The sequence below is a fragment of the Neobacillus phoenicis genome, assembly GCF_047302305.1.
Taxonomy (GTDB): Bacteria; Bacillota; Bacilli; order Bacillales; family Cytobacillaceae; genus Neobacillus.
In genome coordinates this window covers 4,453,535-4,471,958 of sequence record NZ_CP154847.1, presented here as the reverse complement: position 1 = coordinate 4,471,958, position 18,424 = coordinate 4,453,535, and the positions used below count along the sequence as shown (strand labels likewise).

Annotated in this window: 15 protein-coding genes, 1 pseudogene and 1 riboswitch; of the genes and pseudogenes, 12 read left to right on the top strand and 4 right to left on the bottom strand. The window is 37.7% G+C overall.

Annotation, left to right across the window (positions count from 1 at the left end; translation table 11 throughout):
• Window positions 1-12: 12 nt before the first annotated feature.
• Window positions 13-993 (bottom strand): tyrosine recombinase XerC, encoded by a 981-nt coding sequence (xerC, locus tag AA0X95_RS22865; protein WP_413301954.1) that lies wholly within the window; start codon window positions 991-993, stop codon window positions 13-15.
• An 84-nt stretch (window positions 994-1,077) separates the two neighbouring features.
• On the opposite strand from xerC, the gene AA0X95_RS22860 reads away from it, so the two are divergent.
• The 4 genes from AA0X95_RS22860 to AA0X95_RS22845 all read left to right on the top strand — a co-directional run bounded on the left by AA0X95_RS22860 (window position 1,078) and on the right by AA0X95_RS22845 (window position 4,592).
• A complete protein-coding gene (locus tag AA0X95_RS22860) occupies window positions 1,078-1,416 on the top strand; it encodes a hypothetical protein (protein ID WP_413301951.1) in 339 nt (112 codons plus the stop codon).
• Between the two features lie 474 nt (window positions 1,417-1,890).
• Window positions 1,891-2,034: a hypothetical protein gene (locus tag AA0X95_RS22855; RefSeq protein WP_413301948.1), complete on the top strand. Its 144-nt coding sequence runs from the start codon at window positions 1,891-1,893 to the stop codon at window positions 2,032-2,034.
• 774 nt (window positions 2,035-2,808) lie between these two features.
• Window positions 2,809-4,044 (top strand): aspartate kinase, encoded by a 1,236-nt coding sequence (locus tag AA0X95_RS22850; RefSeq protein ID WP_413301946.1) that lies wholly within the window; start codon window positions 2,809-2,811, stop codon window positions 4,042-4,044.
• A gap of 380 nt (window positions 4,045-4,424) precedes the next feature.
• Window positions 4,425-4,592: an MgtC/SapB family protein gene (locus AA0X95_RS22845; protein WP_413301943.1), complete on the top strand. Its 168-nt coding sequence runs from the start codon at window positions 4,425-4,427 to the stop codon at window positions 4,590-4,592.
• Window positions 4,593-4,784: 192 nt separating this feature from the next.
• Here the strand turns inward: AA0X95_RS22845 and AA0X95_RS22840 are convergent.
• Window positions 4,785-5,136 (bottom strand): annotated as a pseudogene (locus tag AA0X95_RS22840) (DUF2294 domain-containing protein).
• Window positions 5,137-5,468: 332 nt separating this feature from the next.
• Between AA0X95_RS22840 and AA0X95_RS22835 the strand changes: the two are divergent.
• The 8 genes from AA0X95_RS22835 to AA0X95_RS22800 all read left to right on the top strand — a co-directional run bounded on the left by AA0X95_RS22835 (window position 5,469) and on the right by AA0X95_RS22800 (window position 16,774).
• Complete coding sequence (locus tag AA0X95_RS22835; protein WP_413301940.1) at window positions 5,469-5,879, top strand: hypothetical protein; 411 nt, start codon at window positions 5,469-5,471, stop codon at window positions 5,877-5,879.
• A 147-nt stretch (window positions 5,880-6,026) separates the two neighbouring features.
• The gene (kdpF, locus tag AA0X95_RS22830; RefSeq protein ID WP_413310179.1) at window positions 6,027-6,107 is read left to right on the top strand and encodes a K(+)-transporting ATPase subunit F; all 81 of its coding nucleotides are present in this window, start codon (window positions 6,027-6,029) and stop codon (window positions 6,105-6,107) included.
• A gap of 43 nt (window positions 6,108-6,150) precedes the next feature.
• Complete coding sequence (kdpA, locus tag AA0X95_RS22825) at window positions 6,151-7,818, top strand: potassium-transporting ATPase subunit KdpA (RefSeq protein ID WP_413301937.1); 1,668 nt, start codon at window positions 6,151-6,153, stop codon at window positions 7,816-7,818.
• Window positions 7,819-7,848: 30 nt separating this feature from the next.
• Complete coding sequence (gene kdpB, locus AA0X95_RS22820) at window positions 7,849-9,879, top strand: potassium-transporting ATPase subunit KdpB (RefSeq protein WP_413301935.1); 2,031 nt, start codon at window positions 7,849-7,851, stop codon at window positions 9,877-9,879.
• A gap of 36 nt (window positions 9,880-9,915) precedes the next feature.
• On the top strand, window positions 9,916-10,488 hold the full coding sequence (kdpC, locus tag AA0X95_RS22815) for a potassium-transporting ATPase subunit KdpC (protein WP_413301932.1): 573 nt from the start codon (window positions 9,916-9,918) through the stop codon (window positions 10,486-10,488).
• A 265-nt stretch (window positions 10,489-10,753) separates the two neighbouring features.
• The gene (locus AA0X95_RS22810; RefSeq protein ID WP_413301929.1) at window positions 10,754-13,090 is read left to right on the top strand and encodes a universal stress protein; all 2,337 of its coding nucleotides are present in this window, start codon (window positions 10,754-10,756) and stop codon (window positions 13,088-13,090) included.
• A gap of 286 nt (window positions 13,091-13,376) precedes the next feature.
• On the top strand, window positions 13,377-16,082 hold the full coding sequence (locus tag AA0X95_RS22805) for an ATP-binding protein (protein WP_413301926.1): 2,706 nt from the start codon (window positions 13,377-13,379) through the stop codon (window positions 16,080-16,082).
• A complete protein-coding gene (locus AA0X95_RS22800; RefSeq protein WP_413301923.1) occupies window positions 16,079-16,774 on the top strand; it encodes a response regulator in 696 nt (231 codons plus the stop codon). Before AA0X95_RS22805 ends, AA0X95_RS22800 begins: the two co-directional genes overlap by 4 nt.
• A 784-nt stretch (window positions 16,775-17,558) precedes the next feature.
• A riboswitch (cyclic di-AMP (ydaO/yuaA leader) is annotated at window positions 17,559-17,708 on the bottom strand.
• An 89-nt stretch (window positions 17,709-17,797) separates the two neighbouring features.
• Here AA0X95_RS22800 and AA0X95_RS22795 read toward each other — a convergent pair.
• Both AA0X95_RS22795 and AA0X95_RS22790 read right to left on the bottom strand, forming a co-directional pair.
• Entirely contained in the window at window positions 17,798-18,157 is a 360-nt protein-coding gene (locus AA0X95_RS22795; RefSeq protein WP_413301920.1) for a cation:proton antiporter, read from the bottom strand.
• A 12-nt stretch (window positions 18,158-18,169) separates the two neighbouring features.
• A complete protein-coding gene (locus tag AA0X95_RS22790; protein ID WP_413301917.1) occupies window positions 18,170-18,424 on the bottom strand; it encodes a hypothetical protein in 255 nt (84 codons plus the stop codon).

Sequence of the window (18,424 nt, the reverse complement as noted above, 5' to 3'; positions counted from 1 at the left end):
GTATGCCTAAGCTCATGAAAGGTAATATGAGGTAAACCATATTTTCAATCTTTTTCTCCACCAGGTCGTAATACTGGATGGATACATCGGGTTGCCCTCTGGTGATGAAAATAATAGAAATTGTACATCACTTTCTATACCCATTCGTAATCTTTCTCGAAGTTTATATGCTTTATATTTTTTAATTTGTTGTACAACGCTGTTCGATAATGAAATTGTACGATTTGAATTTTTTGTTTTTGGTTCTTTAAAAATATAACCATCCTCTTTTGTATGGGATAGCGCTTGTTGAACGTAAATTTTTCCTTTTTCCAAATCAATGTGCTTCCATTCTAATCCAAGAATTTCTCCTTTACGCATTCCTGTGGTGATTGCCAGAGTTACAATCATCCTCCACTTAATATCTTCATTAGATAAGTGTTCCATTAATTGATGGACCTGTTCCTCTGTAAAAACATGCGCTTTTTTGAATTCCGCTTTTGGCTTCTTTACATTTGCTACAGGGTTTTCCTTTATAACCTTCCATTCTACGCAACGACTGAAAATATTTTTTAGTATCCGATGATAAAACTGTATGGTTGCTGAAGATAGCCCACCTTCCTTTCCGTCAGAACGAACGCCATTTTTAGAAAGGCTCTCTAAAAAATTGAGAATTTGAAAAGTGTTAATTTGGTCTACACGTATATGACCAAAAGTGGGAATAATCCTTTGTTCCAGGTATGACATGTAATTTTCCAATGTTTTTGGGATATTATGTTTTCGGGCATATTTTTCCTTCCATTCCTCGACAAATGTGGAAAACGTCATTTTCTGTGGAGCTATGTATTCTCCAGTTTCAATTTCAACAACGAACTTTGCCAGTTCTTTTTCTGCTTCTGTTTTATTTTTGCATTTTACGGTTTTTGTTTTTCTAATACGCTTTCCTTCTGTATCAAAACCGAGTGGAACAATCAAACGATACGAATTTTTACCCCGTTCTTCTATATGTGCCATTATTATCTCCCCTTTATTTAGTATTTCTTTCTCTTGTACGGCGTTTCTTTAATCGCTCACTACAAGTTTCTAAGGGTGATTAATATGCAATTGCTGGATACAACACTGCACAAGGATACGCTGGGGACATTTATTTCTGATTTAATATTGCAGGTTCTTTCATTTGTTGCGGAAAAAGAAAGAGAGGATATTATTAAATGGCAACGGGAAGGGATTGAATCGGCAAAAGCAAAAGGAAAACATTTAGGTAGACCGAAAATGAACCTAGACTTATTAAATGAGAAACAAAAAGCAATTTTAAAAACAAAATATGAATCATGGAAAGGGAACGAAATAACGGCTGTCGATTTTATGAATCAAATGGAACTAAAGAAAAATACATTTTATAAAATTATTAAAGAATATGAAGGTAATAGGTGCTAAAAAACAGTACCTATTTTTTTTTAGTTGTTAAAAAGGTAATAATAACTTTACCTCAATTAGTTCTGGAATGGACCATTATCTTGGCGCATGATGTTAGACGGAATTGGCTTGGACATAGGTAGACCAATGAGTCCCTTCTTTCCATGATTTGAGTCATATATCCACATGTTTGTTCATCTACTTCACCTTTTATAGATGGATGAACGATGGGTTTGTATGCAATCAATGGAAGAAGGGTAAGCATTGGTCTATTTTTTGTTCCTAGATTATAAAAAAATGAGAACACAATGAAATTTCATCCCTTGGATTTTTATAACTTTTTTACACCTTTGCGCGAAATTTTTACCCTATTTTGACGCGGAATCGAAGTAGAATCAGAATATCCAAGATAAACAATTCAATATGAATAAAAATTAACACTAGTTCAACTTAAAGAATTTCTAAAGATGAAAAAATTCTTGTGGAGGTATCAGAATGTCAATAATTCAAGAGGCTCTAATTTGGAAGGTTATGATTTGCACAGGCATTGGAATAATTGGCTTTATCATCTTTGGTTGTTCAACTTTTTTTCGTAAAATCTGGCGTAAGATAAGAAATATTATGGGAGAAACGAAATAAACCAGATTAAAAAAATATAAATCTATAAATCTAATTCTAAAACCAAATCAACCTGGAGTGGTCGTCGGAGCCACAAGTGCTGTGAGAGAGGAAGGGCTCATAGTGATTTGGCAAAATTAATATAAATCATGTGAAAATTTAACACATGATATTGAAAGTATATGTTCTGAAATAGTAGACCAATGAGTACCTTTTTTTTCAAAGTTGAATCAGGAATCCCAACGGTTCTTTATTTGTTTGCATTTTTATCTAACATCGATGGGTTTATATTCAATCATAAAAAACCGGTCTTGTGTAGTATTGAATTTGGAGGAATTTATTATGTTTGAAAAATTCTTTGATTACCTTGGTTTTGCTACACCTTTTATAGTATTCTTTTACTTAATTTTGCTAGAAAAATTGAAAAGTAGAAAAAAATAAATAAATAAGAGAAACTTATGTCTCTTTATTCTGCCAATGAATTAGAAAAAGGAATTTGGAAGACAGAACGCAAAGTGAGGCAAAATCTTCGCTAGGCGTTAAGTAGACCTGATGAATTTTTCTCCTATATTATTTTGGTGTTGCAAATCATAATGCAGCTTGGGAATAGTTCTATTCTCCACAGAACGATTATGATTTTGCATGTCTGCAAATACGGGGAGAAAGAAATCTAGGTCTATTTTTTGTAAAACCTGATGGATTTTACCAGAAGATTTCTTTCAATAAAATTAAGTTTGAGTTTAGGAAAATGGCTAAGATTACTGGAATAAGCCGGAAGAAGAGAGGTTGGTAAAAATGGGAATGATCGTACAAAAATTCGGAGGCACTTCGGTAGGAACTATAGAGAGAATTTTAAAGGCTGCTGATAAAATTATTGCCGCAAAGCAAAAAGGAAAAGATGTCGTTGTTGTTGTATCGGCAATGGGAAAAACAACAGATGTCCTAGTGGATATGGCAAGAGAAATCTGGGATGAAGTACCTGAGCGGGAAATGGATATGCTTTTATCAACGGGAGAACAGGTATCGATCGCTTTACTATCCATGGCATTACAAAGTAAGGGGTATTCTGCTGTCTCGTTAACAGGATGGCAGGCTGGAATATTAACAGAACCGGAACACTCCAAAGCAAGAATTAAAGAAATTGACACCTTTAAAATCCTGTCCCATATTCATATGGGAAAGATTGTAATTGTCGCTGGTTTCCAAGGAGTTACAGAAAATGGGGAAATTACTACGTTGGGACGCGGAGGATCCGATACGACAGCGGTAGCGTTGGCATCCAGCCTCAATGCTGACTTATGTGAAATCTATACAGATGTAGATGGAGTGTATTCTGCTGACCCGCGTATTGTACCTACAGCTAGGAAAATAAAAAGTATCTCTTTTGACGAGATGTTGGAAATGGCAAAATTAGGGGCAGGTGTTTTACATCCGCGTGCCGTGAAGTATGCGAAGAAATATAAAGTAAGATTAACGGTGCGATCCAGTTATTCCAATGTTGAAGGGACTTATATACAAGGGAATTTGGGAATGGAAAAAGACGGTCACGTATGCGGCATTCCCCATACAGAGGATGTGGTGTCAATAATAATTACCAATTTTCTTAATGAAGCAGATCGAATGTATGCTTTATTTTCCTCATTGATGCAATCCCGAATTCCTATTGATTTTTTCTATCTAAGCTCCAAGGATTTACCGAAAACGAATATTTCTTTCGTTGTATCAAAGGAGGATGCAAAGCTGACATTAAAGTTATTAGAGTCACTGAAAGAAAGTATTGCCTTTGATGAGGCTTATGTAGAGACAGGATTAGGTATAGTTTCAATTGTTGGTGAAGGTTTGATCTCTGCTACGGATATCGTCCCAAAAATGCTAACTGCACTTGCCTGCTCAAATGTCTCTCCAAATATGATAAGTTCTTCGGAAAATGTGGTTTCATGTCTAGTCCCTGCCGATAGGATGGTAACAGCTGTTAGATCTCTTCATAGTTCGTTTGGTCTGGATACGGCAGAATTAGTTATTGTTCATTAACTATAAAATGATAAATTTGATGTGCTGTGCATTAGATAGCAATAAAACTTTTAATGTTTATAAATCCAAAAGAATGCTGTGTAATTTTTCTTTGTTTCGTTATATTAGGAAGCGAGAGACCTAATTTGAAATTAGATGATTGTAAAGGATTAGGTCCTATTTTTATGGAGAGTTTATATAGTTCTTTTATAGCATCTGCAAATTCTAATCCTCATACTTGAAAATTGGGGGGAATCGTGGTGGGGACATTTTATGATTCCGTTGGATTTGCTACACTTATTTTGCTAATCTTTATTTTAAGTTTGCTCGAAAGATATAAAGATTGAAAAAAGGAAAAAAGAAGAATTGACCATTTTTATCAATATGGGAGAAATATTAAAATGATAGAATACGATATTATTTTAAGGATGTTTACAGCAGTGTCTTTAGGAATCCTAATTGGAATAGAACGACAATGGCATAATTGTATCGCGGGTTTACGGACAAATATTTTAGTTTCGAATGAAGTATGTCTTTTTGTTTTAATTGGAGCATGTTGCCATAAATAGTTTACTCCGACCACTTGCAAAGTGGATTGATAACATAAACATCAAAAAGATCACAAACAGGCTTATCCTACAAAAATATCTCTTTAAAGAATTTTGTATAGAAAAATGAATTCAAAGTATAAAGCCAATGTTAGAGTCCTTGGCTTTTTATTTTAGTAATAGTATGAATTTTTTATATTCGCAACTTTTCCTCTAGAACTTTTCTAAATTTTTATCCACAATAAATACTTCTATTCTCTCGCCCATTTTCGTGTTTATATCACTATGACAGGACAGTACAATGGGTTTAATTTTCTACAATTTTTTCAAATTCATGGTTATATGTTTCGTGAAGGACTAGTCACATTTTTTACCAAATTCCTACTGTATCATGTTTTACCAGATGCATTTCCACATTTGTTAATACACCTTGGAATCTGGTAATGACCATATTTTTGACAATAAATGTTTTTGCCTCTTGAGGACCCCTGCAAAGTAATTCTCTTTGAAATTTTATAAAGGCTGAACTAATCTCCGCCTCAGGTTTCTTTTTGAAATAAACCATCCTTAATAAAGAAATAAGCTTGCTGGGTATGAAATAGGCCATGAGTATTTTTTCTCCAATTATTGATTAATGTAACGAAACACCTTAATAGTATATCTATTTTGAGATATTTCTATTTGGTTATCGTTGGCATTGATACTGGGGGACGAGTAAGAATTGGTCTATTATTTGTTCCTAGATATAGAAAATGAGAAATATAAGAAATTTTCCCCCAATAATTTTTATATTTTTTTTACACCTTTGCGGGAAATTTTTACCCTATTTTTACGCGAAACCGAAGTAGAATTTATCTATGCCAATGAGCTCACGTCTTTCTATAAGGGGGGAAAAACATGAAAAATATATTGGTGGTTGGCAAAGGAGAACCGTTTATTTCTATAATTATAAGCCTAAGCAATATGAGGATCGTACCGAATCAGTCAGATGAACTCGCTTATTATGTAAGGTTCGAGGGGAATGGGAAATGGGTAGACGGTTTAATACCTGCTTCATTAATCCAATTTGAAAAGAAAAAATTAGACTTACTGACTTTCGATATGGTCTATATTTTTCCAGATAAGCTATCAGAAGGAATTGAAAAAGTAAATTTCTTCAACGAATTAGGTACATGTGAAATTATGGTTATCACCCATACTACACGCTACTCAAGAATTTACAGGCAATTAGCTGATTTCGTGATTACCAGCCAATCTGAAAAAAACCAATACCATTGGTTAATTAATAAGGAATCGATAATCAGTTAAAAAGCAAAGACAATTTCTATAAATTAATAAAGGGGTGATCCAAATGCTGGATATTTTAATGGTTGTTGCCATCTTAGGTTTAGGAGCTCTTATGTTAGGACTTGTTAGTTGGGCAGACTCTGTAACACAGAAAGGAAGTGGCAAATAATGATTGTGTTTTTAGGTATCGTAACAACTGCACTTTTTATTTATTTAGGATATGTACTGATTAATCCTGAAAAATTTTAATTCAAAAAAATATTAAACTTGATTTCAAGTGGAGGGAAATACATTGACTACCGCATTGTTATCCGTTGGGATTACCTTACTCCTGGTTCTATTGCTTGCCAAACCAATGGGAGTATATTTAGCAGCAGCATTTGATTATAACAACACCAAATTGAACCGGATTTTTGGCTTTGAGAAGTTGATTTTTCGAATTTCCGGGATCAAAACAAAAGATCAAAATTGGAAGCAGTACGCAATCGCCGTCATTTGTTCCAATACGGTGATGATTTTACTAGTTTACTTGTTTTTCCGCATTCAAGGAGTTTTGCCTTTAAATCCGAGTGGAATCAAGGCAATGGAGCAAACTTTATCGTTTAATACAGCCATAAGCTTTATGACAAACACCAACTTACAGCATTACAGTGGGGAGAGCGGGTTATCGTATTTATCCCAAATGGTAGCGATTGGATTAATGATGTTTACAGCGCCAGCCACCGCACTAGCTGTTATCATTGCTTTTATTCGTGGATTGGCCGGCAAACCATTAGGGAATTTTTATGTAGACTTAATTCGTTCGATATTCCGAGTACTTATTCCAATATCTTTTATCTCAGCATTAGCTTTTCTTTTCTTGGGAGTACCGCAAACGTTAGAACCAACCGCAACGGCAAAAACGATTACGGGTGCAACCCAGCAAATTGCCAGAGGTCCAGTGGCATCATTTTTAGCAATTAAAGAATTAGGAAATAATGGGGGCGGCTTTTTTGGGGTAAACTCAGCGCATCCTTTTGAAAATCCAGATGCCATCAGTAACTTAATTCAAATATTGCTTATGTTATTAATTGGTACAGCTACTCCGTTTGCTTATGGAAAAATTGTGGGGAATGCCAAACAAGGCCGAGTGTTGTTTATTTCTATGTTTATGATGTTCCTCATCATGTTAGGCGTATCTCTGAACTCTGAATATCATGGAAACCCTGTGTTGAACGCTTTAGGCATCCAGCATAACCAGGGCAGCATGGAAGGGAAGGAAGTACGATTTGGCGTAGCTGCTTCAGCACTTTATTCTGTAGTCACAACCGCGTCTGAGACCGGGGCAGTCAATACGATGCATGACACACTTACACCATTTGGCGGATTGGTAACAATATCCAATATGATGCTTAATACGATTTTCGGCGGTGTTGGTGCAGGCTTCCTGAATGTTTTAATGTACGCAATGATTGGAGTCTTTTTATGCGGACTCATGGTAGGACGGACACCAGAGTTCTTAGGGAAAAAGATTGAAGGTAAAGAGATGATTTTGATTGCTGTCACTCTATTGGTACATCCAATATTAATTTTAATTCCGACAGCCATTGCAGTAGTATTGCATCCTGAAACGATCTCAAATCCAAGTTTTCATGGATTGACGCAGGCTATGTATGAATATACCTCATCAGCTGCAAATAATGGATCGGGATTTGAGGGCTTAGGAGATAATACTCCATTCTGGAATATTTCAACGGGTATTGTGATGTTCCTGGGAAGATATATTTCATTTGTCACATTACTAGCGGTTGCTGGATCTTTGGCAGCGAAAAAGCCTGTTCCAGAGACGGTAGGAACATTCCGTACAGATAATGCTTTGTTTGGTGGGGTATTTATTGGGACAGTTATTCTAATTGGCGCATTAACGTTCTTCCCAGGTCTTGTGTTAGGACCAATCGCCGAGCAGCTGACTTTAAAATAATAGTGGAATTTCCTATGGAGGAGTAAAACCATGAGTAATAAGAAAAAAACAATCTTAAATTCTGATATTGTTAAACAAGCGATGATAGAATCCTTTATCAAATTAAATCCGAAGGTCATGATCCGAAACCCGATTATGTTTGTTGTTGAAGTTGGTTTTCTGATTACTGTTCTTTTCACTCTTTTTCCTGGTGCATTAGGTGGCGCAGTTTCCCCATGGTTTAATGCAACTGTGTCTATTATTCTCTTATTTACTGTTTTATTTGCAAACTTTGCTGAAGCCTTAGCAGAAGGACGTGGGAAAGCACAAGCCGACTCATTAAAGAATACCAAAAAGGATAGTATTGCAAACAAAATCGTTAATGGGTCTATTGTAAAAGTGTCTTCGACAGATCTCCGCAAAGGAGATATCGTCATTGTTTCTCAAGGAGAATTGATACCAGGAGATGGGGAAGTCATCCAAGGGATTGCCTCTGTCGATGAATCTGCCATCACTGGTGAGTCTGCTCCGGTTATTAAGGAAGCAGGCGGGGATTTTTCTTCTGTAACGGGAGGTACCCGTGTAGTTAGTGATGAAATCAAAGTAAGGATCACAAGCGACCCTGGAGAATCATTCCTTGACCGAATGATTTCACTTGTAGAAGGAGCGAAAAGACAAAAGACTCCAAATGAAATCGCTTTGAACACAGTACTAACAAGTTTAACGTTAATCTTCTTGATTGTTGTTGTAACTCTACCATTTTTTGCGAAATATTTGCATATTAATCTAGAGGTACCGGTGTTAATTGCTCTTTTAGTATGTCTCATCCCGACAACGATTGGCGGCTTATTATCAGCGATCGGTATTGCTGGTATGGACCGCGTAACCCAATTTAACGTCATTGCTATGTCTGGTAAAGCAGTAGAAGCGTCAGGTGACATTAATACGATTATTCTAGATAAAACAGGTACGATTACTTTTGGAAACCGGATGGCGAGTGAATTTGTTCCTGTTGGCAATCATAGTCCAAAGGAGATCTCATCTTGGGCAGCAGTTAGTTCGGTTCAGGATGAGACTCCAGAAGGCCGTTCCGTACTGGAGTTAATGAAAAAGCTTAACTTTACTTATAACGATTCTTTGGCTGACGGTTGTGATTTTATCGAATTCAGAGCAGAGACGAGGATGAGCGGGATTGATTTAAAAAACGGATGTAAAGTTCGAAAAGGTGCCGTTGATTCTATTAAGAAGTGGGTGGAAGATCAAGGCGGTCAGATTCCTAACGATTTAGAGGAAAAATCGAATCGAATTGCTTCTGAGGGGGGAACTCCGCTTGCAGTTGCGGTCGATCAAATCATTTATGGACTTATCTATCTTAAAGATACCGTAAAACCTGGAATGAAAGAGCGATTTGAACATCTTCGCAAAATGGGCATAAAAACGATTATGTGTACAGGGGATAATCCTTTAACCGCGGCTACCATTGCAATAGAAGCCGGTGTCGATGATTTTATCGCGGAGGCAAAGCCAGAAGATAAAATTTCTGCCATCCGTAAAGAGCAAGCAGAAGGAAAATTGGTTGCGATGACGGGGGATGGAACAAACGATGCTCCTGCCCTTGCACAAGCGGATGTAGGTTTAGCAATGAATAGTGGTACGAGTGCTGCGAAAGAAGCAGCAAACATGGTGGATCTTGATTCGGATCCAACCAAGATTATCGAAGTGGTATCGATTGGCAAGCAATTGTTAATGACCCGTGGGGCTTTAACTACATTTAGTATTGCGAATGATGTTGCCAAGTATTTTGCCATTATTCCTGCGATGTTTATGTTAGCTATTCCTGAATTAAAAGTGCTGAACATCATGCATCTTGGTTCACCGATGTCAGCTATTCTTTCAGCATTGATATTCAATGCCATCATCATTCCGATGTTAATACCTCTGGCTATGAAAGGGGTAGCCTATAAGCCAATGGGTTCTTCAGAATTGCTTCGCCGAAATCTATTTGTCTATGGTTTAGGTGGTGTAGTGGTTCCGTTTATTGGAATTAAGTTGATTGATATTTTTGTAAATCTATTTATTTAGTTCCCAAATAAAGGTTAAAGGGAAGGAAGAAGAATTATGTTGACAACTATATTCAAAAACATCATATTAACTCTTTCGCTAATGGTTATATGCGGATTAGGTTATCATCTTTTGATTACAGGGATTGCCCAGGCAGCAGCTCCTGAAAAAGCAAATGGAAGTCTTATTTATGATTCACAGGGGAAAGTTATAGGATCAGCACTGATTGGGCAAAAATTTAATGATCCGACACTTTTCGAAGGAAGAGTATCCAGTATTGATTATGGTGCTGCAGGATCTGGAACGAATAATTATGCCCCTTCCAATCCTGATATGATAAAACGTACGACAAAGGCTGTAGAGAAATGGAAAAAAGAAAATCCGGATGTTCCTGTGAATCAGCTACCAATCGATCTTGTAACAAACTCAGGCTCGGGCTTAGACCCAGATATTAGTCCAGAGGCTGCGATGGCACAAATCCCTCGTATACAGAAGTTGACTGGGATAGACAAGGATAAATTAGAAGCCTTAGTAAAGAAAAATACAGAAGGAAAAGAACTTGGATTATTCGGTGAACCCAGAGTCAATGTCTTAAAGCTTAATATCGATTTAAAGGAACTATTAAAGTGATGAACCTAAAAGTGGGGGGCTTCCGCTCTCCCTTTTTTTCTCATTTTGATGGACGACTGTAAAAGTCTAAGACACGGTCATCTAAACCATTTTTCTATTGCGTTTTGGGGAGAAGATTAAAGACGAATTAGATAAGAGCAAAAAACAAGAGGAGAGGACAAAAACAAGGGAATGCATACTTGTTTTTTTTAAGTTAGTTATATTTGGAATTGATTTGAAGTTGATGAAAGATCAGGCTCTAGTTTAACTTAAGGAGGGAACATTCATGAGTGAAGAACAGTACCGCAGAAAGACACCTGAGGAAATCCTGCAATCTATACAAAAAATAAGAAAAGGGCATCTTAAAATTATTCTGGGTGCTGTAAGTGGTACGGGCAAAACCTATCATATGTTACTAGAAGGGAACACTCTAAAAAAACGAGGCATAGACGTTGTCATTGGAATTGTCAGTCCTTCTAACCGCCCGAGAACAATTGAGCAAATTGGTTGCTTAGAGACGATTCCTTCAATTAAATGGGTGGCCAATGGAGTGGAAAAATACGATCTCGATGTTGATGCCATCATTGCCCGAAATCCAGAGGTCGTTTTGGTTGATGCGTTAGCACATCAAAATCGACCCGATGCCCCGAGACCCACTCGTTTAGATGATATTAACTATCTACTAAACATGAAAATAAGTGTGATTACAACTGTTAACATCTATGAGTTAGAAGACGTCAAGGGAATAGCAGACAAATTAACGGGTGGAAGGGTAAAAGTGAACCATAGAGTCCCAGAGAATACCTTGGCACTTGCCGATGAAGTAAAGCTATTGGATGTAACTCCGGAAGTAATTCTTAACAGGCTCCAGGAAGGGGATATCAAGTTTCAGCATGAGGAAAAGCGAGGGAGAAATAACCTTTTTCAACGGAATAACCTTGCTGTCCTCCGTGAACTTGCGCTTCGCTTTTTAGCAGGGGAGGTAAATGAAGCCCTAGATGAATATAGAGAAAAGCATGGGATGATTGGTCCTTCCGGAGCTTCCGAAAAAATATTAGTAACTGTGCAATACCATTGGAATGGATCGATCCTGGTAAGGCGTGGGCAGCAAATTGCGAAAAGATTGGGCGGGGACCTGCTTGTTGTTTGTTTTTCTAATAAAAATTTAACTAATGATGAACAAACATTTAAGCGTTCCATTATAAAACTGGTGGAAAAAGTCGGCGGTGAGTTTGAAGAATTACCGCTAGAACAAGATTCGGTTGCTGACCAAATCGTTCGATATGCTACGGGACACAATGTGACTCGGATTGTAATGGGGCAATCGAAGCGATCACGTTGGGAGGAAATTGTCTACGGATCGATTATCAATAAAATACTTCGGAAAACGAGAAATATAGATGTTTTTATCGTAGCCGACCGTGCCGAAAAGGATGGAGAACGTGTTATACCTACAAAACAAATGAAGAAAGAAGAGTTGAATCCTTATCGCCGCCTTACCCTTAAAGAGCTGGCAAACGAAATTAACAAGATTAACCGGGGTACTCTAAAAGTATATATTGGTGCAGCACCTGGAGTTGGTAAAACCTACACAATGTTAAGAGAAGCAAATGAACTGAAGCAGAAGGGGATTGACATTGTCATTGGATTACTGGAAACACATGGTCGTAAGGAGACAATCGAACAAATTGGTGCATTAGAAATAATTCCTCGAAAAAAGATCTCATATAAAGGGACCACACTTGAAGAAATGGATACGGAATCGATTATAAATCGTAATCCTGAGGTTGTGCTAGTCGATGAGTTAGCCCATACAAATGTCCCAGGCAGCAAGTATCATAAACGTTTTGAAGATGTTGAAGAAATTTTGGATGCAGGAATCTCCGTGATCTCTACTATGAATATTCAACATTTAGAAAGTCTAAATGACAGTGTAGAACAAATAACAGGGGTCAGGGTACGGGAAACCGTGCCAGATCATATTCTTCGTGCAGCAGATGAAGTGGAATTAATTGATATCTCGCCAAAGGCATTAAGAGATCGAATGAGGGAAGGGCAAATTTATGCTCCGGAAAAAGTTGAGCAGTCACTGAATAACTTTTTCAAGACCGGAAATCTTATCGCTCTCCGAGAGTTGGCCTTAAGAGAAGTAGCCGATGATGTAGATGAACGACTTGAGGCTTGGGAAAGAAAACGTACGTTAAGGGGACCTTGGAGAAAGCAAGAAGTCATTTTTGTTTGTACGAATTTGCGTCCTGATAGCGAGAGGCTTGTTCGCCGAGGATTTCGTATTGCTTACCGTTTAAAAGCAATTTGGTATGTTGCTTATGTGAAAGACCATCCATTAACAGTAGAAGAGCAGGAAACCTCAAAAAAAATTCAACAACTGACAGTACGCCTTGGGGGTACATTTGAAATGTATGAGACATCAGATAGGCGGAATATCTTTAGAAAATTGGTAAGTGAAATGAATGAAAAAAAGGCAACACAAGTGATTATTGGGCAATCTGCCCGTACCCGCTGGGAGGAAATAAAAAAAGGTTCTGTTACGGAACGGTTGTTAAGGGAAGTACGCCATTTGGATGTATTAATTGTAGCTGACCAAATATCAAATCCATCATAGATAGAAAGAATAGAAAAAAGGTTTGGATTTTGAAATGGAAAGTAATCGAGTGAATCGTGTCTTTGTAATTTATATGTCGTAGCAAATTCGAGGGACTATGATAAGATGAATACTGATCAAGAAATATATATATGTTGCGGGAAGGGATATTTAATGCTCATAACCTAAAATATCAATGTTTAGGATTTTATGAGATTTTGAATTAGGTTAACTTTTTAAAGTGATTTTCCTTAAACTGTGACAATACAAATGAGTTCAATTTAAAAGATAGAGGAGGTGGTAAACGATGGATAAGAAACAATGGGAAAGTAGCGTAGGAATGAATCGATCCACAGAAAAAAAGTACGGTGAACTAACTGTTTTTATAGGTGCATCAAGTGGGGTTGGTAAGACTTATGCAATGTTAGATGCTGCTTGTATTAAGCAGAAAGAGGGACAAGATGTTTTGATTGGTTGGTTGGAGGAATACGATCGTTACGAGAAGAAGGAGAGAATAAAAGAGTTACCTATTATAAAACCTCGCCTTATTCAAGATGAGGAACTCCATTTTTTTGAAATGGATGTTGAAGAAATTTTAAATCGCCACCCACAAATTGTACTCATTGATGAATTGGCACATTCCAATGCGCCCGGTTCACCGCGTGCAAAACGTTATCGGGATGTGGAAGCGATTCTGATGGCTGGAATCGATGTCTATACTACTTTAAATATTTACGAAGTAGAAAGTTTAAAAGACATTGTTTCTAAAATTATCGGTATTGAAGTGAATGAAACTGTACCAGATAAATTCCTCGAACATGCAAGCCAAATTCGTTTGGTGGACAGTCCCTCAGATGAGATCTTACGGAGATTCCAAGAAGGAAAAATCCGGACCATTCCAAAAAACATAGATGCCCGTAAGTTCTTTCGTCTTGGAAATATCATTGCACTTCGAGAAATGGTACTTCGCTATGCTGCGGGGCAGGTTGATCAGCAGTTAGATGAATACATGCATTCCAATAAAATCCCTGGTCCATGGCCAGTTTCGGAAAAAGTTATGGTCTGTGTTAGTGCCAGCCCTTTTTCGAAACAGCTCATTCGAATGGCTCGACAAATGGCGACCAGCCTTAAAGCGGAGTGGATCGCTGTTTATGTTGAAACACCTCGTAGGCTTCCAAAGAGTGAGCAAGAACGTATAGCACTTTCAAGTAATCTTCAATTTGCAGAAGAACTTGGTGCCACTGTAATGACTATAACCGGAAACAGTGTGGCTGAAGAGATCTTGGAGCTAGCTCGCATCCAGAATGTAAAACAAATTGTGATTGGCAAGCCAAGGTATTCTCGTATTTGGGAGTGGATGCATGGTTCTGTTGTAAATCAAGTCATTCGAAATAGTCATGAAATTAGTGTGCATATCATACCGGGTAAGGTTGAGACCCGTCACGACAAAAGGCATATTCCTGTTTCAAGAGAGAATTTGAAATGGAGTCCATATTTTATCATTACAGCATCTGTAGCTTTGCTTACGATACTTTTAAGAATATTTGGACTATCATTTGATTTAGTAAACATTGCGCTTCTTTACTTGTTTCCCGTACTATTTGGGTCAGTTCGTTGGGGGATTGGACCTTCATTCTATGCTGCTGGGATTGGGGTTCTTGCTTTCGATTATTTTTTCGTTCCTCCAGTATATAGTTTAACGGTGTCCGATTTACGTTATTTGATTTCTTTCACTGTGTTTTTGGTGGTTGCAACCCTTACGGCAAGTCTGGCATCCAGATTAAGGCACCAATTGCATGAGGTAAGACAGCGGGAAACAATTACTTCAACGTTGTATGCGTTAAGTCGTCAAATGACGGCAGTTACTGATTTGAGTGCTGCACTTAAAAGTATGGTTCGGCAAATATCTGAAACCATCGGTGCCCAAGTATCGATATATTTGCCTTCGGAAACAGGTGAATTGCGTTTAACAGAATATTCGAGTGGAGATTTGAACTGGGGCCAGCGAGAAACAAGTATGGTCATAGTAAAGTGGGTATATCGAAACGGAGAGATAGCAGGTAAGGGAACACAAACATTATATGACTCACCTGACTTATATTTCCCTCTGAAAACAGAAGACCAAATTCATGGTGTGTTGGCTGTCGATTTAAAAAATCACGATTTGGTCGTAACTTCTGACCGAATGCAGTTAATTGAAGCCCTCACAAGCCTTTCTGCAGTGGCAATTGCCCGAATAAAACTCCAAGAGGAAGCGAAGGTTGCCCATTTAACAGCTGAATCCGAAAGGTTACGAACCGCTCTTCTTGATTCAATCTCTCACGAATTACGTACTCCTCTCGCTACAATTATTGGCTCCGTGACGGCTCTGATAGATGGGGACGCGGTGTTTAGTCCTAATGATCGCCACGAACTCCTATCGACCATTCGTGAGGGAGCCATGCGAATGAATCGCCTAGTTACGAATTTGTTAGGAATGGTTCGTATTGAGAGTGGGATGTTACGCTTACGAAAGCATTGGTGTGACCTTGAAGACATTGTAGGGGTTGCCTTAACTCAGGTAAAAGACTCACTTCAAAATCGTGTTATCCGATTGGCGATCGATGAATCCATTCCTCCAATCAAAGTGGATGACGTACTTTTAGAGCAAGTTTTAGTTAATGTATTAAGCAATGCTATTAAGTATTCACCCGATCGAAGCGAAATTGTGCTCTCTGCAAAGAAAAACAAAAATGTGATTGAAATTGCCATTAAAGATGAAGGAGTAGGAATTCCCCCGCATGAATTAGGGCGTATTTTTGGTAAATTTTACCGAGTGGAATCTACGAGAAATATTCCTGGCACAGGACTTGGCCTAGCCATCTGTAAAGGGATTATTGAAGCACATGGGGGTACCATTCGAGCGACAGAAAACAGTCCAACTGGAACTGTCATTACGGTTTCTATTCCCTTGATTGATCCTCCATTATTGCGAAATGAAAATCTACAAGAAAAAGGTGTTGAAACCACTTGACTAGTTCTGGAGTAAAAATACTGGTTATCGATGATGAACCCCAGATTCAAAAGTTACTACGTGTTACGTTGCATGCCCAGGGGTTTGAAATTGTAGCGGCATCATCAGGGGAAGAAGGGATTCTTAAAACGACAATGGTTCGCCCCGATCTTATAGTATTGGATTTAGGATTACCTGATATCCCAGGTATGGAAGTTCTTCACCGCATTCGCGAATGGACCCAATTACCGATTATTGTTCTGACGGCAAAGGACCGGGAAGAAGATAAGATTACTGCACTAGATAGCGGAGCGGATGATTATGTGACGAAACCATTTGGAATGGGTGAACTCGTTGCTCGGATTCGAGTTGCATTAAGACATAATACCAAATCACAAGATGAACCTATCTTGGATTTTGGAAGGCTTGTTATTGATTTGACTGGGCGAACTGTTGAATTAGATGGCGTGAAAATTAAACTGACCCCAACGGAATATGAACTTTTGAAAATACTTGCGACTAACGCTGGGCGTGTTATGACTCATAAACAATTGCTTCAGCAGGTTTGGGGTGGCAATCAATATAATACGGATAGTCATTATTTGCGAGTATATATCGGGCATTTGAGAAAAAAGATTGAAACTGATCCTGCAAGGCCTAACTTTATCATTACAGAATCAGGAATTGGTTATCGATTTATGACAAATACCTAATGTTTGCCTTAATTTACTTCTTTTGTTTTAGTTTATTCAGTGTTTAAATACTAATTAATTCATTTACAGTGTGGACCTTTCAAATGGAACTAATTTTTATACTTACTGAAATAAAGCCGATTTTTCCATTAATACTTAGAAAAATCGGCTTTTACATTACAATCACGTATTAACATAATTTACCCAATAGGTATTAATCTTGGGCTACATTCAACTTCTACTAATTGAGGCGATTCTTCAAAAGAACAATCGCTTATTCCCTCTTAGCGCTTAGATCAACAGATTGAGAAGCCTATCCCTAAAACAACAAAAGCATCAAATTAATTGACTCAATACGTTTGTAACATAATATTCACCTGCTTTTTTTTGCGAAGTCGAGACCGTTTGTATTATTAATCATCATCTTGATTGCTTTCATGTAAATCAAGTCCACCAAAATGAGCGAGTTCTTTTTCGTTTCCTGTGGACCTCGTCATAATAATTCCCTATGAAATTTTATAAAGGCCGAACTAATCTCGGCTTCGAATTTCTTTTTAGAAAAAGCCATCCATATTTCCCCCAATTGTAAGTGTATCGTTATTAGTTTGCTAAACAGGTATGTTTTGGTGGTTAACAAAACAAATAGCTGCCAACTCACAATTTCCTAATTTGTACATCAAATTTGAAATTCCAATGGAGAACCCATGATAAAGTATTATTTCAAAACAAAAAACACTAGAAGAGAAACTCTACCAGTGGTTGTATACAGTTAAACAATCCGTATAAACGACACGACAAAATTAGTTGCTCCTCTTCAAAGGCTTACGAGGTTAGCTGAAGGATTCGGGCATGAGGGTAGCCCCTACTCAAAATTTCAGATTCACCCCATGCGGTGTATTTACAGCAGCAATTGGTTCCCCCGCTCTCCATCAAGGAGATTAAGCAATCAAAAAATATTTATTATTTCTATCTTTTACTAAACGGTATCTTACGTCCAAACCCCAAAAAGCAGGTGAAACCACACCCTGTTTAGATGTAATTATTTCAAGTGCCTTCTACAGGTTCTATAGTAATCCTCAACTTTTTGGCTACATAACCAGTTGTACTTGCTTGAATCAGTATGGTGACTAAAATGGCAATAAACGTTACGGAAGCAATTTGGTTAGCGTAATCAACTTTTGCTGCCACAATCATCCCTGACAGAGCGGCAGGAATAACTCCTGTTTCCCGAACCCAGAACATAAACAAAATTTCATTCATTTTCCATTTTGCCTTCCGGTCTGGTAAAGTACAAAGAAGGACCGCAAGTGGTCTAGCAATAAACATAAAAACAAGCACAACCAAAATTCCTTGTATCCAATACTGACCTAAGATCCGAAAATCTACCTGGGTTCCTAGCAACATAAAAATAAGCGTTCAAATAATTAAGGTTAGGTGACTGGAAAAGGCAAAAACCGTTGAATTTGTTTCTTTTGCAATATGTAACCTAAAAAGTTGTGGGTTTCCTGAGATAAGTCCTGCAGTGAATGTAGCCATAAAGCCGCTGGCTTGAATAAATCCTGCTGCTAAATAAGAGCTTATGGATACAAGCAAGCTGACCACAATGCTGTATTTTTTTAAAAAGCCAAAGCGGTGTTCTGAGGTTAACAGAATACCGATAAAACCAATCAC

Bases quoted from the DNA above. Each gene is read 5' to 3' on its own strand.
- kdpB (WP_413301935.1), top strand. From the start codon at position 7,849: ATGAGTAATAAGAAAAAAACAATCTTAAATTCTGATATTGTTAAACAA.
- AA0X95_RS22810 (WP_413301929.1), top strand. From the start codon at position 10,754: ATGAGTGAAGAACAGTACCGCAGAAAGACACCTGAGGAAATCCTGCAA.
- xerC (WP_413301954.1), bottom strand. From the start codon at position 993: ATGGCACATATAGAAGAACGGGGTAAAAATTCGTATCGTTTGATTGTT.
- AA0X95_RS22860 (WP_413301951.1), top strand. From the start codon at position 1,078: ATGCAATTGCTGGATACAACACTGCACAAGGATACGCTGGGGACATTT.
- AA0X95_RS22855 (WP_413301948.1), top strand. From the start codon at position 1,891: ATGTCAATAATTCAAGAGGCTCTAATTTGGAAGGTTATGATTTGCACA.
- kdpF (WP_413310179.1), top strand. From the start codon at position 6,027: ATGATTGTGTTTTTAGGTATCGTAACAACTGCACTTTTTATTTATTTA.
- AA0X95_RS22850 (WP_413301946.1), top strand. From the start codon at position 2,809: ATGGGAATGATCGTACAAAAATTCGGAGGCACTTCGGTAGGAACTATA.
- AA0X95_RS22795 (WP_413301920.1), bottom strand. From the start codon at position 18,157: ATGTTGCTAGGAACCCAGGTAGATTTTCGGATCTTAGGTCAGTATTGG.
- kdpC (WP_413301932.1), top strand. From the start codon at position 9,916: ATGTTGACAACTATATTCAAAAACATCATATTAACTCTTTCGCTAATG.
- AA0X95_RS22835 (WP_413301940.1), top strand. From the start codon at position 5,469: ATGAAAAATATATTGGTGGTTGGCAAAGGAGAACCGTTTATTTCTATA.
- AA0X95_RS22805 (WP_413301926.1), top strand. From the start codon at position 13,377: ATGGATAAGAAACAATGGGAAAGTAGCGTAGGAATGAATCGATCCACA.
- AA0X95_RS22845 (WP_413301943.1), top strand. From the start codon at position 4,425: ATGATAGAATACGATATTATTTTAAGGATGTTTACAGCAGTGTCTTTA.